This window comes from Solwaraspora sp. WMMD791 (assembly GCF_029581195.1).
In the GTDB taxonomy this organism is placed as follows: Bacteria; Actinomycetota; Actinomycetes; order Mycobacteriales; family Micromonosporaceae; genus Micromonospora_E.
In genome coordinates, this window is sequence record NZ_CP120737.1 from 3,240,983 (window position 1) to 3,260,280 (window position 19,298).

15 protein-coding genes are annotated in these 19,298 nt (G+C 71.8%); 8 read left to right on the forward strand and 7 right to left on the reverse strand.

Annotated features, from left to right (window positions below; genetic code table 11):
* The first annotated feature begins 35 nt into the window (after positions 1-35).
* Both map and O7623_RS14220 read left to right on the forward strand, forming a co-directional pair.
* Positions 36-824 carry a type I methionyl aminopeptidase gene (gene map / locus O7623_RS14215; RefSeq protein ID WP_282229098.1) on the forward strand — a complete coding sequence of 263 codons (789 nt, stop codon included), beginning with the start codon at positions 36-38 and terminating at the stop codon, positions 822-824.
* 106 nt (positions 825-930) lie between these two features.
* Positions 931-2,655 (forward strand): cellulose binding domain-containing protein, encoded by a 1,725-nt coding sequence (locus O7623_RS14220; protein ID WP_282229099.1) that lies wholly within the window; start codon positions 931-933, stop codon positions 2,653-2,655.
* Between the two features lie 282 nt (positions 2,656-2,937).
* On the opposite strand, the gene O7623_RS14225 is transcribed toward O7623_RS14220, so the two are convergent.
* Positions 2,938-4,668, reverse strand: a complete 1,731-nt coding sequence (locus O7623_RS14225) for a S8 family peptidase (protein WP_282229100.1) — start codon at positions 4,666-4,668, stop codon at positions 2,938-2,940.
* A gap of 200 nt (positions 4,669-4,868) precedes the next feature.
* On the opposite strand from O7623_RS14225, the gene O7623_RS14230 reads away from it, so the two are divergent.
* The 4 genes from O7623_RS14230 to O7623_RS14245 all read left to right on the forward strand — a co-directional run bounded on the left by O7623_RS14230 (position 4,869) and on the right by O7623_RS14245 (position 11,978).
* Positions 4,869-7,472 carry a tetratricopeptide repeat protein gene (locus tag O7623_RS14230; protein WP_282229101.1) on the forward strand — a complete coding sequence of 868 codons (2,604 nt, stop codon included), beginning with the start codon at positions 4,869-4,871 and terminating at the stop codon, positions 7,470-7,472.
* A 180-nt stretch (positions 7,473-7,652) separates the two neighbouring features.
* Complete coding sequence (locus O7623_RS14235) at positions 7,653-8,246, forward strand: hypothetical protein (RefSeq protein WP_282229102.1); 594 nt, start codon at positions 7,653-7,655, stop codon at positions 8,244-8,246.
* Between the two features lie 146 nt (positions 8,247-8,392).
* Entirely contained in the window at positions 8,393-9,919 is a 1,527-nt protein-coding gene (locus O7623_RS14240) for a catalase (RefSeq protein ID WP_282229103.1), read from the forward strand.
* A 139-nt stretch (positions 9,920-10,058) separates the two neighbouring features.
* On the forward strand, positions 10,059-11,978 hold the full coding sequence (locus O7623_RS14245) for a LamG-like jellyroll fold domain-containing protein (protein ID WP_282229104.1): 1,920 nt from the start codon (positions 10,059-10,061) through the stop codon (positions 11,976-11,978).
* 68 nt (positions 11,979-12,046) lie between these two features.
* Here O7623_RS14245 and O7623_RS14250 read toward each other — a convergent pair whose 3' ends face one another.
* Positions 12,047-12,628: a TetR/AcrR family transcriptional regulator gene (locus tag O7623_RS14250; protein ID WP_282229105.1), complete on the reverse strand. Its 582-nt coding sequence runs from the start codon at positions 12,626-12,628 to the stop codon at positions 12,047-12,049.
* Positions 12,629-12,774: 146 nt separating this feature from the next.
* On the opposite strand from O7623_RS14250, the gene O7623_RS14255 reads away from it, so the two are divergent.
* Positions 12,775-13,608, forward strand: coding sequence for an alpha/beta hydrolase (locus tag O7623_RS14255; protein ID WP_282229106.1), 834 nt, complete (start codon positions 12,775-12,777; stop codon positions 13,606-13,608).
* 70 nt (positions 13,609-13,678) lie between these two features.
* Here O7623_RS14255 and O7623_RS14260 read toward each other — a convergent pair whose 3' ends face one another.
* Both O7623_RS14260 and O7623_RS14265 read right to left on the reverse strand, forming a co-directional pair.
* Entirely contained in the window at positions 13,679-14,053 is a 375-nt protein-coding gene (locus O7623_RS14260) for a sensory rhodopsin transducer (protein ID WP_282229107.1), read from the reverse strand.
* A gap of 104 nt (positions 14,054-14,157) precedes the next feature.
* Positions 14,158-14,436: a type B 50S ribosomal protein L31 gene (locus tag O7623_RS14265; protein WP_282229409.1), complete on the reverse strand. Its 279-nt coding sequence runs from the start codon at positions 14,434-14,436 to the stop codon at positions 14,158-14,160.
* A gap of 143 nt (positions 14,437-14,579) precedes the next feature.
* On the opposite strand from O7623_RS14265, the gene O7623_RS14270 reads away from it, so the two are divergent.
* Entirely contained in the window at positions 14,580-14,873 is a 294-nt protein-coding gene (locus tag O7623_RS14270; RefSeq protein WP_282229108.1) for a hypothetical protein, read from the forward strand.
* Here the strand turns inward: O7623_RS14270 and O7623_RS14275 are convergent.
* From O7623_RS14275 to O7623_RS14285, 3 genes are all read right to left on the reverse strand, one after another.
* Positions 14,858-16,537, reverse strand: coding sequence for a TIGR03773 family transporter-associated surface protein (locus O7623_RS14275; RefSeq protein ID WP_282229109.1), 1,680 nt, complete (start codon positions 16,535-16,537; stop codon positions 14,858-14,860). The two genes, O7623_RS14270 and O7623_RS14275, sit on opposite strands and share 16 nt — an antisense overlap.
* Positions 16,537-17,652: a DUF916 domain-containing protein gene (locus tag O7623_RS14280; RefSeq protein WP_282229110.1), complete on the reverse strand. Its 1,116-nt coding sequence runs from the start codon at positions 17,650-17,652 to the stop codon at positions 16,537-16,539. Before O7623_RS14280 ends, O7623_RS14275 begins: the two co-directional genes overlap by 1 nt.
* Positions 17,653-17,742: 90 nt before the next feature.
* Positions 17,743-19,212 carry a choice-of-anchor M domain-containing protein gene (locus O7623_RS14285; RefSeq protein WP_282229111.1) on the reverse strand — a complete coding sequence of 490 codons (1,470 nt, stop codon included), beginning with the start codon at positions 19,210-19,212 and terminating at the stop codon, positions 17,743-17,745.
* Positions 19,213-19,298 lie beyond the last annotated feature (86 nt).

The following is a 19,298-nucleotide window of genomic DNA, read 5'->3' on the forward strand; positions in this document are numbered from 1 at the left end:
GGTATAAATATACCAACTGTCGACGGAGGGTCACCGTGATCGAGCTCAAGTCTCCCCGAGAGATCGAACGTATGCACGTCACCGGCCAGTTCGTCGCCGACGTGCTCACCCGACTCGGCGAGCTGGCCGACGTCGGGGTGAACCTGCTCGACCTGGAGCACCACGCCCGGTCGCTGATCGCGGCACGCGGGGCGCAGTCCTGCTACTGGGACTACGCTCCGTCGTTCGGCAACGGGCCGTTCCGCAACGTGCTGTGTCTGTCGGTCAACGACGCGGTCCTGCACGGGCTGCCGCACGACTACGTGCTGCGTGACGGCGACGTGCTGAGCATCGACATGGCTGTCGGCATCGACGGCTGGGTCGCCGACTCCGCGCGTACCGTGATCGTCGGCACCCCGGCCGACGACGACCTGCACCTGGTCGAGGCCACCGAGGTCGCGCTGGCGGCCGCGATCGGGGCGGCGCGACCCGGCAATCACCTCGGCGACGTCTCGGCCGCGATCGGCGAGGTCGCCCGGCGGTACGGCTACCCGGTCAACCTGGAGTTCGGCGGCCATGGACTCGGCCGGACCATGCACGAGGCACCGCACGTGCCCAACGACGGCCGCCGGGGCCGGGGCATGAAGCTGCAACCAGGCCTGACGATCGCGATCGAGCCGTGGTTCGCCAAGACCACCGACAAGATCGTTTTTGACGCCGACGGCTGGACGATCCGCTCGGCCGACGGTTCGCGTACCGCGCACTCCGAGCACACCGTGGCGGTGACCGAGGACGAGCCGTTGGTGCTGACCAGCCGCCCGACCGGCGGGCGGACAACCGGGTAGCGGTATTGACACGTTTCGCTGGACTGCCCGAAACTAGAAAGATGGCTAAATCGGCGATCATCGATTGATTGCCGTACGCCATCACCTAGTCAGAAGGAGAGCCCCAGTGAGCATCAGCTCGGGCCGATCGAAGGTCCGTCCGACGGTCGTGATGCTGTCCGCCGCAGCACTGACGATCGCCGCGGCCGCGACGGTGGTGAGCGTCGGCTCCGCCTCCGCCGACGCCGCCACCCCCGGCCTGTTCGTCGCTTCGACCGTCGAGGACGAAGGCGCCGACTGCCCCGTACCCGGCACCGGGCCTGGCTCCTCCGCCCGGCTGCCGGATCCCTTCCGCAAGGCCGACGGCACCCGCATCACCACCAAGGCCGACTGGCGCTGCCTGCGCGCCGAGACCCGTGAGCTGGCGGAACGCACGGTGTACGGCGACAAGCCAGCGAAGCCGGCCACCGTCACCGGAAGCGTGTCGAGCAGCAGCATCACAGTCAACGTTTCCCACCAGGGTCGCAGCGCGAGCTTCTCGGCCAGCGTCCAACTGCCGACCAGCGGCGGCTCCGGACCCCACCCGGCCGTCATCGTCTACGGTGGATTCGGCGCCGACACCGCCACCATCCGCTCCGCCGGAGCAGCCGTCATCAACTTCGACCCGGCCTCGGTCGCCCGTGAAGGCACCCCCCGTAACAACAAGCAGGGTGCCTTCTACACCCTGTACGGCGCGACCAGCAGCACCGGCCTGCTGATGGCCCAGGCGTGGGGGGTCAGCCGGATCATCGACGTCATCGAACAGTCCGGCGGCAACATCCTGCGTACCGACATCGGCGTCACCGGCTGCTCCCGCTACGGCAAGGGTGCCTTCGTCGCCGGCGTGTTCGACCAACGGATCGCACTGACCATGCCGATCGAGTCCGGCAGCGGCGGGGTCGCGGCCTTCCGCAGCATCGCCACCGAAAGCGGCGCGCAACCGCTGAGCAGCGCGTACGGCGAGCAGCCGTGGCTCGGCGACGCGTTCGGCTCGTACACCGGCAACCCGGCCGGCCTGCCGGTCGACACCCACCAGATGGTCGGCATGATCGCCCCGCGCGGCCTGTTCGTCATGGACAACCCGCACATCGACTGGCTGGCCCCGACGTCCGGCAGCGTCGGTGCCCTCGGCGGCGCGGAGGTGTACCGCGCGCTCGGTGCGATCGAGAACATCACCTACTGGTCCGCCGTCTCCGACGGCACCCACTGCGCTTCCCGGTCGGAGTGGCGGACGCCGTTGCAGCAGCACATCCAGAAGTTCCTGCTGAAGACGGGCAGCTCCACCGGTACGTTCCGGATCGCCAGCAACCGGCAGGGCAACCTGGCCCAGTGGCGTGACTGGACGACGCCGACCCTGGCCGACGGCCCGACCACCCCGCCGCCGACCACCCCGCCGCCGACCACCGCGCCGCCGACCACCCCGCCGCCCACGACGCCACCGCCGACCACTCCCCCGCCGACGACGGCACCACCCACCACCACACCCCCGACGACGCCACCGCCGACCACTCCCCCGCCGAGCGGCGGCTGCACGGCCACCGTCTCACTCAACCAGTGGAACGGCGGATTCGTCGCCACCGTACGGGTGACCGCCGGGTCGACGTCGATCAGCGGCTGGATGGTCTCGATGACCCTGCCGTCGGGTGCCAGCGTCACCAACGCCTGGAACGCCAGCCGCAGCGGCAACAGCGGCGCCGTCCAGTTCACCAACGTCAGCTACAACGGGTCGGTGGCCGCCGGCCAGTCGACCGAGTTCGGTTTCCAGGGCACCGGCACGGGCTCAGGGATGTCCCCCACCTGCGCCGCCCGGTAACCTGTCACCGGACCACCACAGGGCCGGTCCGCGTGTGGAAGGTTGCCGCCTCCACACCCGGGCCGGTCCGCCGCTACCGGGTCCGTTGGACTGGCAGAGGGCCGCCCAGCGGCTGCTCTCGACCGGACAGTCCCGCACACCGCACCGTCGCCGTACCGCACCGTCGCCGTACCGCACCGTCGCCGTACCGCACCGTCGCCGTACCGCACGGGTCGGTCACGGTGGGCGCCGGGCCGTGTCCCGGCGGTCCGGCACCCACCGAGGTCGGTCACCGCGAGCTGGTCAGCTCCACGGGTTGGCGTGCTGGTCGTTGATGTACGTCCAGAACCTGGTCGTGTCCGCCGGGGTGCCGTGTGCCCAGAAGTTCCAGCCGCTGGGCCACACCAGCGGCGGCAGCCCGGGCAGCGGGAACGGGCCGAGGCGGCCCCATCTGCCGTCGTGGAACTCGGCCATCCGCCAGCCACCGCCGTGCGTGGCCGCGCAGATCCGGTTCGCCTCGGTCAGGCTGAACAGATCCGTTCCCCGGACCGGCGCGGTCAGCGCGACGTCACCCTCGGCCCAGCCGTTGTACTGGTCCGGGGTGATGCCGGCCGGGACCGACGCCCCGGTGGTGCGGATGCACAGCACCGGCAGGACCGCGTCCGGCCCGGTGTCCCCGGTGTACGGGTTGGTGACGTCGTCCGAGCCGACCAGCACCACGTTGTCGGCGCGCTGCTGCTTGACCCGCCAGGTCATGCCGGCGTGCCTGGCCGCCCCGTCGGCCAGCAGCAACAGGTTCGGTGCGCCGACGGTGCCGGACAGCACCCCGGCCGTGGCGTTGCCGGTCAGCCAGCCGGCGACCTGGGCCGGCTGCGCCGGATGGTCGGTCTGCAGGAACAGCGCCGCCGCTCCGGCCACGTGCGGGCTCGCCATCGACGTACCGGATTCCCGACGGACCGCGGTGTCCGAGGCGATGCCGGCCGAGTCGATGTCCTGACCCGGCGCGAAGATGTCGACGCAGGGGCCGAAGTTGGAGAACCCGGCGCGGCTGTCGGTGCTGTCGCTGGCCGCCACCGTGACCACCTGCGGCAGCCAGGCCGGGGAGAACGAGCAGGCGTCGGTGTTGGCGTTGCCGGCTGCCGCCACGTAGGTGATCCCGGTGGCGATCGACCCGGCCACCGCGTCGTCGAGGGCCGCGTTGCGGGGGCCGGTCAGGCTCATGTTCGCCACCGCCGGGCCGGCGGGCCGGTTGCCGGTCACCCAGTCGACGCCGGCGATGACCGCTTCCAACGTCGTCGACGGCGAGCAGCCGAACACCCGTACCGGCACCAGGGTCACGGTTTTCGCCACCCCGTGCGTGGCGCCGCCGATCGTGCCCGCCACGTGGGTGCCGTGCCCGAGGCAGTCGTTGGTGCCCCGGCCGTCCCCGACGGCGGTGAACCCGCCGGTCACCCGGCCGCCGAAGTCGGCGTGATCGGCCCGGATCCCGGAGTCGATCACGAAGACGGTGACGCCGAAGCCGGTGTGGTTGTAGTCGTAGACGCCGTCCAGCGGCCGTTGGCGCTGGTCGACCCGGTCCAGACCCCACCCCGCCGGGGTCTGCACGGTCTCCAGGGTGACCCGCTGGTCCGGGGTGACGTATGCGACGTCCGGGTCGGCCCGCAGCGCGGTCAACTGGGCGGCGGTAAGGCGTGCGGAGAAGCCGTTGACGGCGCTGCGGTAGCGGTGTCCGATCCGGACGCCCCGGGCGGTGGCGCGGGCGACGGCGTCGTCGGCGCGGGCGGCGGCGGCGGTGCCGGGCCGGCCGGTCAGGACGACGAGGTAGCTGCCGGGCACGACGTCGCCGGTGGCGACGAGCAGCGGCGCCGGCCCGGCCCGGCGCGCTCCACCGACGACAGGTTCGTCAGTCGGTACGGGTGCGGCGACCGCGCCGCCGGGCAGTGACCCGGTGCCGGCGGTGGCGAGCAGTACGGTGGCGAGCACGACGGCACCGGTGCGCCGCCATCGACGTACGGATCGGTTGATGTCAGGCATGGATGGTCCTCTCCCGGCAGGTCCCGGTCACCCGGTGGCAGCCGGTCGACCCGGATCGATGGTGTCGAGTCGCCGACGGCCGGTGACGCGTTTCCGGACAGCGGCGGAATCCCCTGGAACGCGGCGGACATCTATCGCGGACCGACCACTGCGGACTACGCTGCGCGGGTCTGTCGGTACGCACAGAAGGAACTGCCACGATGGCCGACGGCGTGGACCGGCCCGGCACGGATCCCGGGGCGCTGGACCCCTCCGCCGTGCGGACCGTGGCGGAGCTGGCGCAGGTGCTGCGCGCGCTGCGTCGCCGGCATGCCCGCCGGCGCCACGACGGTGAACTGACCTACCGGGCGTTGGCCGCGCGCACCGGCTGGTCGACCGCGGCGGTCGCCGAGTACCTCACCGGGCAGACGCTGCCCCCGACGGACCGGTTCGACGTTCTCGTCGCGCTGCTCGGGGCCACCCCGGCCGAGCAGGGAGCGCTGGCCACCGCCCGGGACCGGGTCGCCGAACACCACCGGCGGGCACCGCGTACCGCCGGTCGGGCCCGGCCGGCGGTCGTCCCCCGGCAGCTACCCGCCGACGTGTACGCCTTCACCGGGCGCGACGCGCAACTCGACCGGCTCGACACCCTGCTCGCCGGGGCAGACCAGGTCGGCACGGCAACGGTCGTTTCGGTGATCACCGGCACCGCCGGCGTCGGCAAGACCTCGCTGGCGGTGCACTGGGCGCACCGTGCCACGGACCGGTTCCCCGATGGTCAGCTGTACCTGGACCTGCGCGGCCACGACCCGGGACTGCCGGTGAGCGCCGCCGACGCGCTGGCCCGGCTGCTCGCCTCCACCGGCGTACCGCAGGCGGAGATCCCGGTCGAGGTCGAGCAACGGGCCGCCCGTTACCGTACGCAGCTCGCCGGGCGGCGAATGCTGGTGCTGCTGGACAACGCCGGCACCGCCGAGCAGGTCCGGCCGTTGCTGCCCGGCGGCTCGTCCTGTGCCGTACTGGTCACCAGCCGGGACAGCCTGGCCGGGCTGGTCGCCCGCGACGGCGCCCGCCGGGTCGACCTCGACCCGCTGCCGCTCGACGACGCCGTCGCGTTGCTCGGTCAGTTGATCGGTCCCCGCGCGGCGGCGGAACCGGACGCGGTGGCGCAACTGGCGCGGCTGTGCGCCCGGCTGCCGTTGGCGTTACGGATCGTCGCCGAGCGCGCCGGCACCCACCCGGCGGGTCCACTGGCCACGTTGGTCGCCGAGTTGGCCGACCGGCACCGCCGGCTGGAGCTGATGGATTCCGGCGACGACCCGCACGCAGCGGTCAGCGCGGTCTTCTCCTGGTCGGTGCGGCACCTGCCGGCGGCGACCGCCCGTACGTTCCGGTTGCTCGGCCTGCATCCCGGCCCGGACTTCGACGGGTACGCTGCCGCCGCGCTCGCCGGGGCGGACCTTGCCGCCGCGCGCCGTGACCTGGCGGCGCTGGCCCGTGCCCACCTGGTCCAGCCGGTCGGCGCCGACCGGTACGCCCTGCACGACCTGCTGGCCGCGTACGCGGCGCAGCTGGCCGACGCCGAGGAGTCCGAAGCCGCACGGCGGGCCGCCCGCAGCCGGCTGTTCGACCTGCAACTGGCCGCCCTGAGTGCCGCCATCGACCTGCTGCATCCGGTGGACCGGCGTAAGCATCCGGTGCCGGAACCGGAGACTGCGGTCCCGGAGCTGACCGACGCGGCGGCGGCCCGCGCCTGGCTGGACGCCGAGCGACCGGCGCTGGTGGCCGCCGCCGGGTACGCGGTGACCAACGGCTGGCCGGCGCACGCCGTCAACGTGTCCACCGCCATCTACCGGTTCCTCGAAGGCGGGCACTTCGCCGACGCGCTCGCCGTACACGGCCACGCCGCCCGTGCCGCCGAGGTGACCGGCGACGAGACCGGACATGCCCACGCTCTGGTCGACCTGGGCAGCACCTACCTGGCGTTGTCCCGGTTCGACCTGGCCGCCGAACACTTCCGGCAGGCGCTGGCCCGCTACGAACGCACCGGTGACCTGACCGGGCAGGCACGGGCCCTCGCCGACCTGGGCAAACTTGAACGTCGCCGGGGCCGGCACGAGCTGGCCACCGGCTACATCCGGCGGGCGCTGGCGGTGGCGGAGGCATCCGGTGACGGCATCGGGCACGTCCGCGCGCTGATGGATCTGGGGTTCGTCGAGACCGAGCGGGGACGCTACGACGTGGCGGTGGCCCACCACCGGCAGGCGCTGGCCCTGGCCGGCCGGCTCGGGCACCGCCTCGGTGAAGCCGCCGCGCTGGTCAACGTCGGGCTGGTCGAGCTACGGGCGAACCGCCACGCCGAGGCCATCGCCCACCTGTCGGACGCGCTCGACACGTTCCGGCAGATGGGCCACCGCACCGGGGAGGCGGCCGCGCTCAGCCATCTCGGCAACGCACTGACCAGTATCGGCGAGCCCGAGCAGGCGGTCGCCCGGCTGACCGCGGCACAAACGATCGTCTGCGACAGCGGTGACCGGGAGGGCCAGGCATGGGTGCTCAACGGGCTCGGCGAGGCCGCGTACGCCTCGGGTCGGCCCGCTGAGGCGCTCACCCGGCACAGCGAGGCGTTGGCGATCGCCGTCGACATCGACGTGCACGAGCCGCAGGCGCGGGCCCATCGCGGCCTGGGTCGCGCGTACGCCGCGCTCGGCGACCTCGCACAGGCCCGCCACCATCTGACCCTCGCGGTGGACCGCTACCGACGACTGCGGTCCCGGGAGGCCGACCAGGTCCAGGAGCTGCTGAGCGCGCTCGACCTGGGCTGACGGGCGGCTCCTGGGGGCAGTCGCTCGGGCGGCTCCTTGGCGGGTCGCGCCGCCGGCAGGTGGCCCGTGGGGGTCGGGACCTTGGTCCCGGCCACCACGGGTGTTCCGCCTCAGGTGCCACGGCTTGCTACTGCGGGAAGCTGATCTCGTCACAGAGGCAAGCGAGTCGCGGAGGCGACAATGACCACCCAGCACACCACCCACCGATCGATCGAACGGCCCCTCGAGCACGCCGAACTTCCCGGCCACATGCTCACCAGCACCGCCGCCCGGATCATGGCCGTGCTGCGGATCTCCACCGGATTCGTCTTCCTCTGGGCGTTCCTCGACAAGGCCTTCGGCCTCGGCTACGCCACCCCGACCGAGCGGGCCTGGATCAATGGCGGCTCGCCGACCAAGGGCTTCCTCTCCTCGGTCGAGGTCGGCCCGCTGCAGTCGTTCTTCCACGCGATCGCCGGCACTTGGTGGGCGAACACCCTGTTCATGGTCGGCCTCGGCGCCATCGGCATCGCGTTGATCGCTGGCGTCGGCCTGCGGGTCGCGGCCGGGTCCGGCACGCTGATGATGGTGATGATGTGGCTGGCCGAGCTGCCGCTGGTCCGGTTCACCGCCGGCGGCGAGCCGACCGGCTCGACCAACCCGCTCGTCGACTACCACATCCTGTACGCGGTCGTCATGGTCGCTCTGGCCGCCGCATACGCCGGACACACCTGGGGTCTCGGCCGGCTCTGGGCCAAGCTGCCCTTCGTGCAGCGCCACCGCTGGCTGATCTGAGCCTTCCCTCCCCCAATCCCGATGCGCCCGGACCGACATGTCGGTCCGGGCACATCGGCGTTCACACTCCGACAGGGCTGAGATGGTCGTTGGCCGGGTATGGGGTGCGTAGCGCGTACCCGACCGGGCCAACCTGAGGAGCTTTCGTGACCGACCAGCGACAACGCCCACCGACCACCACCGACGCGGGGGTGCCGGTCGCCAGTGACGAGCACTCGCTGACCGTCGGCCCGAACGGACCGCTGCTGTTGCAGGACCACTACCTGATCGAGCAGATGGCCACCTTCAACCGGGAACGGATCCCGGAGCGGCAGCCGCACGCCAAGGGCGGTGGCGCGTTCGGCACGTTCACGGTCACCGGCGACGTCAGCGCGTACACCCGGGCGGCGGTCTTCCAGCCGGGCACCGAGACCGGGACGATCGTCCGGTTCTCCACGGTCGCCGGCGAGCGGGGCAGCCCGGACACCTGGCGTGACCCGCGTGGCTTCGCCGTCAAGCTCTACACCACCGACGGCAACCTGGACATCGTCGGCAACAACACGCCCGTCTTCTTCATCAAGGACCCGATGAAGTTCCAGCATTTCATCCGGTCCCAGAAGCGCCGGGCGGACAACAACCTGCGCGACCACGACATGCAGTGGGACTTCTGGACCTTGTCGCCGGAGTCGGCCCACCAGGTGACCTGGCTGATGGGTGACCGGGGTATCCCCCGCACCTGGCGGCACATGAACGGCTACGGCAGCCACACGTACATGTGGATCAACGCGCGGGGCGAGAAGTTCTGGATCAAGTACCACTTCAAGACCGACCAGGGCATCGAGTTCTTCACTCAGGACGAGGCCGACCAGATGGCCTCGGCCGACACCGACTATCACCAGCGGGACCTGTTCGAGCACATCGCCGACGGGCAGTTCCCGTCCTGGACGCTGCAGGTGCAGATCATGCCGTTCGAGCATGCCCGGACCTACCGGTTCAACCCGTTCGACCTGACCAAGGTCTGGCCGCACCGTGACTATCCGCTGCGTGAGGTGGGCCGGCTCACCTTGGACCGCAACGTCACCGACTATCACACCGAGATGGAGCAGGTGGCGTTCGAGCCGAACAACGTGGTGCCGGGCACGGGGCTGTCGCCGGACAAGATGCTGCTGGCCCGCGGCTTCAGTTACTCCGACGCGCACCGGGCCCGGCTCGGGGTCAACTACCGGCAGATCCCGGTGAACGCGCCGAAGGTCCCGGTGCACAGTTACTCCAAGGACGGCGCCATGCGCGTCCACAATTCCACCGACCCGGTGTACGCGCCGAATTCGTACGGCGGTCCGGTCGCGCAGCCGGGTCTGACCGACGACGGCGGCACCTGGTACGCCGACGGCGACATGGTCCGGGCGGCGTACACGTCGCACGCCGAGGACGACGACTGGGGGCAGGCCGGCACCCTGGTTCGCCAGGTGCTCGACGACGCCGCCCGGGACCGGCTGGTCGACAACATCGTCGGACACCTGCTCAACGGGGTGAGCGAGCCGGTGCTGACCCGCGCCTTCGCGTACTGGCGCAACGTCGACACGCGCCTCGGCGACCGCGTCGAGGCCGGCGTACGGGCCAGGCAGGGCGAGAGGGATCCGAAGGCGCCCGGGCAGGCCAATCCCGCCCGGTCCGGGATGCAGGCCAAGGCCTGACGTCCTGCGGTACGGCGAACCGCCGGTGCGGGACCATCGGCGTCGCCGTGCCCCAGCCACAGATGATCTTCGGTGTCCGGCTGGCCGCCGTTAAGCCGGTGGTCGCGGCCCGCTCACCGGTTGGCGCGACGGTGCCAGGGTGAGTCGTGACCATCTTCGCGAGAACCTTCCGGACCGCATCGACGACCAACCCCGTACCGGCCGGCGTGCCCTGCTGCAGGCGGCGCTCGCCGCGCCCGCCGCAGGCACCGCGGCGACGCTGCTCGGCACCCCCACCACCGCCGCCGCCGGCGCGGCCGGCGCGGCCGGCGGCGGCCAGTTCGACCCGGCCAGCCCGCGCTTCGCGCTGGCGGTGATGCCGGACACCCAGTACCTGTTCGACGCCGACAGCTCCGATCCGGAGCCGCTGAAGGCCGCGTTCCGCCACCTCAACCAGCAACGTGCCGACGCCAACATCGCCTTCCTGACCCACCTCGGCGACATCACCGAACACGGCAGTGCACACGAGATCGGCCTGGCCAGCGACGCGTTCCGGACCATCGACGGCCGGCTTCCGTACAGCGTCCTGGCCGGCAACCACGACATCCGGGGCGGCGACGACCAGCGCGGCGACAGCGACTACCTACGCGCCTTCGGGCCACAGCGGTTCGCCGGCACACCGACCTTCGGCGGCGCCTCTCCCGACGGCTACAACAGCTTCCACGTGTTGCGGGCCGGTGGCCGGGACTGGTTGGTGCTGGCGCTGGACTGGCGGGCCTCCGACCAGGGGCTGGCCTGGGTACAGCGGGTGATCGACGACCACCGGACGCTGCCAGCGATCCTCACCACCCACGACCTGGCCTGGGCCGACACCGCCGGTCGGGCCCAGTTGTCCGCCCACGGCCAGCGGTTGTGGGATCGGTTGATCCGGGACAACGACCAGATCTTCCTCACCCTCAACGGCCACTACTGGCCGCCGGGGCGGACCACGATGACCAACGCGGCCGGCAACGAGGTGCACGTACACCTCGCCAACTACCAGGACCGCTACTACGGTGGTGCCGGCATGATCCGCCTCTACCACTTCGACCTGGTCCGCAACGTGATCGACGTGGAGACCTTCTCGCCCTGGGTCCTGGCCCGCGACCCGGCCAAGCGCACCCCGCTGGCGGCCGAGACGGTCGAGCTGACCGGGCCGGTCGACCGGTTCAGCGTCGAGATCGACTTCGCGGCCCGGTTCGACGGGTTCGCGCCGGTGCCGCCGCCCGCGCCCCGGCCACCGGTCGCGGCGCTGCTGCACGCCACCGTCGGCTACTGGCGCTTCGACTCGGCCGGCTTCGGTGCCGGCGCCGGCAGCCCGGTCACCGGCAACCCGGTGCTCGACGGCACCGTGGTCCGCGACCTCAGCGGCAACGGCAACGACCTGACCGTGGGCCGGATCGGCGCCGGCACCGCCGAGACGTTGACCTTCTCCGACGAGCACCACAGCGGTCAGCCGGCGCACGCCAGCCTGCGCTTCGACGGCGGCAAGGGACCGGACCGGGGCGCGGTCCTGCGGGCCGGGCCGGACGCACCGATCAACAGCATGAAGTTCCGCGACGGCTACACCATCGAGGCATTCGTCAAGTTGCCCGACCCGTTCCAGGGTGACCATGCCTGGATGGGGATTCTGAGCTGGGAGGGGCGTAGCGGCGACGCCGGCAAGACCACCGGCTGGTCGCCGTTGGAGTGCACCTGCAGTCTCAACGTCTCGCCCGAGCGGTTCCTGCAGTACGTCGTCTACGCCGACGTGCAGGACGCCGATCCGACGTCGTGGAGCCACGCCCTGCCGACCGGCCGCTGGATGCACCTGGCCGTGGTGAACGACTCGCGGCAGACGACGGTCCACGTCGATGGTTCGCCGATCGCCCGTAACCCGACCCAGCCGTCGACCGGGATCGCCACCCTCGGCCGGCCGTTCGTGATCGGGGCCACCTCGTTCGACCTACGGTACGGCCAGGGCTTCTACGGCTGGATCGGCGACGTGCGGATCACTGCCAAGGCGCTGCGCCCCAAGCAGTTCCTCCACCCGTACGCCTAGCCGCTGGCGACGGCTCGGCGCTGGTTGGTCCGGTGCCGCCGGTGGTCGAGGGACTCGGCCGCCGGCGGTTACCACTCGGCGGGCGGGGCGAGCAGACTGTCGATGAGGATCTCGGCGGCGGCGCGGGCGTGACCGGCGGCGGCGTTGCTGCCGGCGATGGCGGTGGTGGTCTGCGCCCCCTCGGCGAGGATGGCGAGTTGGGCAGCGAGGCTGGCGGGGCCGCCGGCTTCGGCGACGAGCGCGGCGACCCGGTCCTGGAACTCGGCCTTCTGCTCCCGGATGATCTCGGCGATCCGGGGGTCGACGCCGCCGAGTTCGCCGAAGGTGTTGATGAACATGCAGCCACGGAAGTCGTCCTCGGCCGACCAGCGGGTGAGCATGTCGTAGATGGCCAACAGTTTGTCGCGGGCGGTCGCTGGCGTGGCGACGGTCTCCTCGACGAGCCGGTTCCACGCTTCGCGTTGCCGGTGAAGCACCTGTTCGACGATGGCGTCCTTGGATCCGAAGATCTGGTAGAGGCGTTTGAGCGAGACACCGGCGGCGGTGCGCAGCGCGTCCATCCCCACTGCCTGCACGCCTCGGGTGTAGAACAGCTGGCTGGCGGCGGCCAGCACCTGTTCGCGTACCTCGTCGTCGGTGGCTCCCGGCATGTTTCCTCCTGCTGTGCGATCGCCTGGTGACGACTGTCACCGTCCGGTTCGCCCCGCACCACTGGCGCTGGAGAACGTTCGTTCTCTACGCTACTCCCAGGACGCCGGAGAACGATCGTTCTCCGACACACGACACGGAGGCCGTCATGCCGTACATCACCGTCGGAACCGAGAACAGCGCCAGCATCGACCTGCACTACACCGACCAGGGCACCGGGCAGCCGGTGGTCCTGATCCACGGCTACCCGCTGGACGGCGACTCCTGGGAGAAGCAGAGCGCGGCGCTGCTCGCCGCCGGCTACCGGGTGATCACCTACGACCGGCGCGGATTCGGCCGGTCCAGCAAACCCAGCGTCGGCTACGACTACGACACCTTCGCCGCCGACCTGAACACCGTGCTGGAGACCCTCGACCTGACCAACGTCGTGCTGGTCGGGTTCAGCATGGGCACCGGCGAGGTCGCCCGCTACCTCAGCCGGTACGGTTCGACCCGGGTCGCCAAGGCCGCGTTCCTGGCCTCGCTGGAGCCGTTCCTGCTGCAGACCGCGGACAACCCGACCGGCGTGCCGCAGGAGGTCTTCGACGGCATCCTCGCCGCCGTCACCGCCGACCGGTACGCCTACTTCACCGATTTCTACCGCGACTTCTACAACACCGACGAGACGCTCGGCGGCCGGCTCTCCGAAGAGGCGCTGCGCAACAGCTGGAACGTCGCGGCCGGCGCCGGCTGGTTCGCCTCCAGCGCGGTCGTGCCGACCTGGCTGACCGACTTCCGCGCCGACATCGACCGGATCGACGTACCGACGCTGATCCTGCACGGCACCGCCGACCGGATCCTGCCGATCGACGCCACCGCCCGCGAGTTCCACAAGCGGCTGCCGACCGCCGACTACGTCGAGATCGACGGTGCCCCGCACGGCCTGCTCTGGACCCACGGCGCGGAGGTCACCACCGCCCTGCTCGCCTTCCTGGGCAAGTAGTCCAGGCGCCGCGGGGCGAGGGGACCCGCGCGCGACAGGACGGGTGAGGGCAGGTCCGGGGGGCCTGCCCTCACCCGGCGTACGGGGTCACGTCGGTCAACGCCACCACCCCCGGCAGCCGGGTGTCCTGCCGCTGGAACTGCACCACCACCGGCTCCGACGAGGTCAGGACGCAGCCGAACGGCCGGCCCAGCCGGATCGGCTCCGGGTCGACGAGGTCGTTGAGCCGGGCGTGCCGGATCCGGCGGGCCCACACCACCCACCGGTACGGGCCCACCGGCTCCTGGTCGTCGTAGTACACGGTCAGCTCGACCTCGGCGTCGACGTCTCCGGCGTTGAGCAGACAGAGCTGGTCGAAGCTGGTGAATTCCGGCTCGTCGCCGTTGCTGACCAGCGGGATCCGCCCGCCGGGCACCACCCAGGTACGGGCACCGATGCCAGCCATCACGCCTCCTCGCCGACCGCTGCCGTCAGCGCCTGCCGGCTACCCGGCAGCCCGCCCGGCAAACCGGCCGCGACCGCTCGTGGGGACCCGAGGGCGGCCGTACGTCAACCGGCGGCGGCGTCGCCCCGCTCCGGAGGCTTCTTCCGGGCGTACTTGGCACGGAACTTCTCCACCCGGCCGGCGCTGTCCAGCAGCCGCTGCCGGCCGGTCCAAAAGGGGTGGCTGGCCGAGGAGATCTCCACGTCGACCACCGGGTACGTCCGGCCGTCGGTCCACTCGATCGTCTTCTGACTGGTCGCGGTCGACCGGGTCAAGAATGCGAAATCCGCACTCCGGTCCCGGAAAACTACATAATCGTACTTGGGGTGAATATCGGGCTTCATCCTCCGAAAACCAGCCTTCCTGGCGCTGATAATGGTTGTCATTTTAGCAGGAAGCTCCACGCCCGAACCCGGACATGACCACAGCACGTGGGCGACCGGATGTATGCTCGTATCGCGATATGAAGATAAATGAGGAGGCATCGATGTCCCACGCAGTGCACACCGAGCACCCGCACAGCCACTCCGCGACCTGCGGGCACGCCGCCGTCAGCCACGACGGGCACACCGATTACCTGCACGACGGGCATGTCCACCACGAGCACGCCGGGCACTGGGACGAGTGCGGGACCGACCAGCACGTGACAGCCGAGTCACATGGCGACCACGCCCATGGTCCGGACTGTGGCCACGAGACGGTGCCCCACGGCGACCACCAGGACTTCGTCCACGCCGGGCACCGGCACGCCGCGCACGGCGACCACTACGACGAGCACTGAGTCGGGCGGCGCCGCCGCGCCGCGAGCAGCACCAGTACGCCAGCGATCAACAGGGTGGCTCCGGTGGCCGGCAGATGCCACGACGATCCGGTCCTGGGCAGTCTGTCGTCACCGGAACCGCCGCCACCCGGGTTGTCGCCACCGCCCGGATTCCCGCCCCCGGGTCCGAAACCGGTGTCCGGGTCCGTCGCGTCACCGATCGCCAGGGTGAGCGTCCGGGAGTCGGTGACCGTCGACCCCGACGTCGTCGTGGCCGACATCTCGAAGGCCAGTCGGTAGATACCCGGCTCGCTGAACGCCCAGTTGCCGTGGGCATGCGTGTTGATCGGGACATCGAGCCGCTGCGGCAGCCGGTCCGCCGAGTTGAACAGCACCTCGGACTCGCCGAACGACCCCGTCAGGAACAACGCGAACCGGCCGGGACCGTCGACGCCGGCCAAGGTCCAGGTGACCGCGCCACGGACCCCGGCCACCACCGACGGATGCTGGGTGTTCCAGCCCGGCCAGACGATGCCGGAACGCTGCCCCTGCGGCAGCAGCCACACCTCGTCACCGGGGGCGCCGAGGAAATCGGCGTTGTCCGGAACGGTGATCTTCGCGTTGTCCTTGACGTGCAGCACCACGTCGGCGAGCTCGCGCCACACCGGGGGCGAGACGCTGTCGTCCTTGAGCCGGATGGTCCAGTCCGCACCGGCGAGCTCCGGGCCCATGTCGACGTGACCGTCGTCGATCACCACCCGTGACCCGTCCCGCTGGGCCGCTGCGGCGAGCGACGGCGTGGCGCTGGTCGCCGCCGGCGCGGCACCCGCCGCCAGCGGTCGCGCGGCGATCTCCGGCGACGCCGAACCGCGCGGCGCGTTGCCGCCGGTGGCGGCATCCGATGCCCTGGCCAGGCCCGCCGCAGGAACGGGAGCCGTGCCCGGAGCCGGGGCCGGAGCCGGCTGCGGATCACCCGGGCCGGGCCGGGCCGCGTCGAGCGGCGGCACCAGCACCCGGTAGTCGGCGTCGGCCGTCACCACGTCCCCGTTGGTCAGGGTCGCCGCCGCCGACAGCGTCAGCCGGTACTCACCTGCGGCGTCGAAGAGCCAGACCAGACCGCCGGTCCTGGTCGCGGCCGGCAGCCGGGCGGTACGCGGCATGGCGTCGAGGGTGCCGAGCAGCGGCGTCGGCTGGCCGAGCCCACCAAGGGTGTACGCGGCGAAGCCCCCCGGTCCGTCGACCTGACGCAGCGACAGCTCGACCGTGTCGCCGCGTACCGCCCCTGCGGGCACCGCCCGCGTGTCGAGGTACGGAAAATCGGCGTCGTCGCCGGTCAGTGCCCACACCGGCCGGCCGGCTGCGCCGAGGAACCGGAACGCCGGATGGTCCGGGGTCCGCACCACCACGCCGCCGGTCGGCCCGAGGACCACCGTCGCCGGCTTCCGGTCGGACCCGGACGCCTCGCGCGTGACCACCGACAGCGTTGCGCCGTCGAGCGTGACCGCCACCAGGTCGGACCCGGCCGCGTCCAGCGGCGCGGACGCCGCCGCCGGTGGGTCGGTCGCCGGTGCGGCGGCCGCCGGAGCCGGCACGGTCAGGGCCGCTGCCAGCGCCGACACCGTCAGGAGTGCGGCGTATCGGCGTCGGGTCGCCGTACCGGTCGGGCGGTGGATCGTCGTCGTCATCAGGTCCCCTGGGTCGTCTTCTCGTCAGTGGGTTCGGAGACCGCGCGGGCGCGAACGGCCTCGGCACGGCCCTGTTCGCGGGCGGCGGCGACGGCCTGTTCGAGCTGGTCGGTCCGTCGACGCCGGACACGTCGGCGGCGCGCGACGGCCAGCCAGCCGGCCAGCCCGATGACCAGCAGGATCATCAGGTGCGGCCACGGGACGGCCCAGAGGCCGGCCTCCCGGGTCACCGTCGGCGGGGCCGGGTCGAGCACCTCGTCGGTGGCCGCGACCGGTGCGAGGGTCAGTCGCGCACCGAGCCGGAACGTCGGCGGTACGCCGTCGACCCGTACCGTGGTCCGGAAGCTGTCACCGGGCAGAATCTCCGGCAGCGGATCGCCGGTGGCCTCGCGCCCGAACAGCCCGAACGGTCCGGTGACGGCCAGCTGCGGCCGCCCGCCGAGTCGGACGTTGCCGGTGTTGCGGACGGTGAAGGTCGTCGTGACGGAGCCACCGCCGAACGGGTCCCAGGTGCCGTCGTACGTCGTCGACAGGTCCACGACGTCCAGACCAGGCTGGAGTTCGCCGGTGACCCGCAGGTAGATCCGGGAGCCGACCCGGTGGTCGACCGCCACCTGGTTGCCCTCGGCGTCGGTGCCGGTGGCGGCGAGCGAGGCGACGATGCCGCCGGGGTGGTCGCCAGGGGTGGCGTCGTCCGGTACGGCGATGGTGAACGGCACGTCCAGGCGCGACGTCGACGGCACGGTGAAGGTGCGGGACTCGAACGTGACCCAGGAACCGACGTCGACCGGTTCCCCGGTCGCGGGCAACAGATCGAAGCCGCCCTGGTCGGTGGTGAACGCGTCGCTGGCGTACACGTCGAGGGTGATCGGCTGGTCGGAGTGGTTCGTGATCGCCACGTAGTCGGTGAGCGTGGCACCGGGGTCCAGCTTGTACTCGAACGCCGGCCGGCCGTTCGGCCCGTCCGGGCTGGACGGGGCGACGCCCCAGGTCAGCGACTGGGCCGCGACGGGCGTGCGGTGCGGCGATCCGGCCGGGACCGTTGCGGTGACCGGGCCGGTCACCGCGACGGCGGCGACGAGGAGTCCGGCGAGCAGGGCTGCTGGCGTACGCATGCGGGGTGGGTCCGTTTCGCGGAGGGTGTGGGACGGGCCGGGCGACGACCGGCACGGTGCCGTCGCCCGGCCCGTCACCGGCCGCGATCCTCAGATCGCGGTGAGGGTGAGGGTCGCGGTGTAGGTGCCGGGCGCGGTCTCGGTCGGCAGCCGCAGCTGCAGACCGGCGCCCAGGGTCGCGGTGCCCCGGCCGGCGCCGGCGGGGGCCGAGCCGAGCACGGCGCTGCTGCCGAGCCCGCCGCCGACGCCGACGACGTACGGCGCGACGGCCGGTCCGGCCACCACGCCCTGACCGGCGGACTGGTCGACCACCTGCGGGGTCCAGCCCAGGTAGCCGGAGCTGAAGGTGGCACCGTCGGGGCCGGTGAAGTTCTCCGGCAACTGGCCGGAGGCGCTCCAGCCCGGGGTGCCGGCCCGGGTGTCGGTGACGGTGACCGGGCGCAGCGTCCCGGTGCTCTCCCAACTGTCACCGCCGCTGGTCAACTGCGCCGGCGGCAGGACGACGCTGCGGTCGTCCGGGTCGACGCTGATCACCAGCGCGCCCTGGGTGGGGTCGATCGACGCGGTGATGGTCTGCGAGGTGCCCGGGTCTGTCGGGGTGAAGGCCACCCAGAGCCAGACCTCCGCGCTGGTCGCGACGACGCTGTGGTTGTCGTCGTAGAGCTTCACCTGGTACTCGCACGCGTTGAGCTCACGGGTGGCGGTGAAACTGTAGGACCCGCCGGCCTCGCCGGGGATGATGGCGAAGTCGTCGGAGCCGGGGCAGCGGCTGAACCAGTGGTAGTGGTCCAGCGCGGTCTGTGGGGTCTGGACCGCCTGCAGGGTGACGGTGTCACCGGGCTGGTACTCGTCGGCCATGCCGGCGATGCTGAGCACGGTGTCCGGGCCGGTGCCGCCGAGCTCGCCGACGACGAACGTGTAGTCCACCGGGCCGGTGCTGACGGTCGTGCCGTCGGTCAAGGTCGCGTCGACCTGGAAGGTCAACGTGTAGTCACCCTCGGCGCTGAATGCCCAGTTGGCGTGGGCGTGGGTGCGGATCGGCACGTCGATCGTGTCCGGAAGGCCGTCGTCGCTGCGGAACTTCATCAACGGGCTACCGAAGCTGTCCTGGGTGAACACCGAGACGTTGCCGGGGCCGGCGACGTCGACGAGGCTCAACTGGACCTGGTCGCCGGCGAAGGTGCCGGCGCCGAGGGTGGTGGTGTTCCAGCCGGGCCAGAGCAGGTCCGGGTCCTGGGTGAGCGGCAGCAGCCAGATCTGGGAGCCGGCCGGGCCGAGAAAGGCGAACCGGGGGTCGTCCGGCACCGCCATCGCGGCCTCGGGCAGCACCTGGAAGATCACGTCGGCCGGGTCGTGGCTGACCGACGGGCTGATCGTGTCGTCGTGGACCTCCAGGGACAGCTCGCCATCGTGGTAGTGGATGTCGACGGCGTCGGTGTGGCCCTTGGCGAGCACCACCTTCTCAGCGGCGGCCGCGGCGGTCGGCGCCAGCAGTACGCCGCCGGTGATCACCGCCGCGCCGATCAGGGCCGCGAGCTTGCGGGCACCTGTTGTTCCCATACTTCCTCCCCTCGCCCGCACCGGGGATCGGTACGGGGCGTGGTCGTGACGGGGCGTGGTCGTGACGGGGCGGGAGCCCCGATGCA

Bases quoted from the DNA above. Each gene is read 5' to 3' on its own strand.
- O7623_RS14280 (WP_282229110.1), bottom strand. From the start codon at position 17,652: ATGCGTACGCCAGCAGCCCTGCTCGCCGGACTCCTCGTCGCCGCCGTC.
- O7623_RS14255 (WP_282229106.1), top strand. From the start codon at position 12,775: ATGCCGTACATCACCGTCGGAACCGAGAACAGCGCCAGCATCGACCTG.
- O7623_RS14230 (WP_282229101.1), top strand. From the start codon at position 4,869: ATGGCCGACGGCGTGGACCGGCCCGGCACGGATCCCGGGGCGCTGGAC.
- O7623_RS14270 (WP_282229108.1), top strand. From the start codon at position 14,580: ATGTCCCACGCAGTGCACACCGAGCACCCGCACAGCCACTCCGCGACC.
- O7623_RS14235 (WP_282229102.1), top strand. From the start codon at position 7,653: ATGACCACCCAGCACACCACCCACCGATCGATCGAACGGCCCCTCGAG.
- O7623_RS14275 (WP_282229109.1), bottom strand. From the start codon at position 16,537: ATGACGACGACGATCCACCGCCCGACCGGTACGGCGACCCGACGCCGA.
- O7623_RS14225 (WP_282229100.1), bottom strand. From the start codon at position 4,668: ATGCCTGACATCAACCGATCCGTACGTCGATGGCGGCGCACCGGTGCC.
- O7623_RS14285 (WP_282229111.1), bottom strand. From the start codon at position 19,212: ATGGGAACAACAGGTGCCCGCAAGCTCGCGGCCCTGATCGGCGCGGCG.
- O7623_RS14250 (WP_282229105.1), bottom strand. From the start codon at position 12,628: ATGCCGGGAGCCACCGACGACGAGGTACGCGAACAGGTGCTGGCCGCC.
- O7623_RS14265 (WP_282229409.1), bottom strand. From the start codon at position 14,436: ATGAAGCCCGATATTCACCCCAAGTACGATTATGTAGTTTTCCGGGAC.
- O7623_RS14260 (WP_282229107.1), bottom strand. From the start codon at position 14,053: ATGGCTGGCATCGGTGCCCGTACCTGGGTGGTGCCCGGCGGGCGGATC.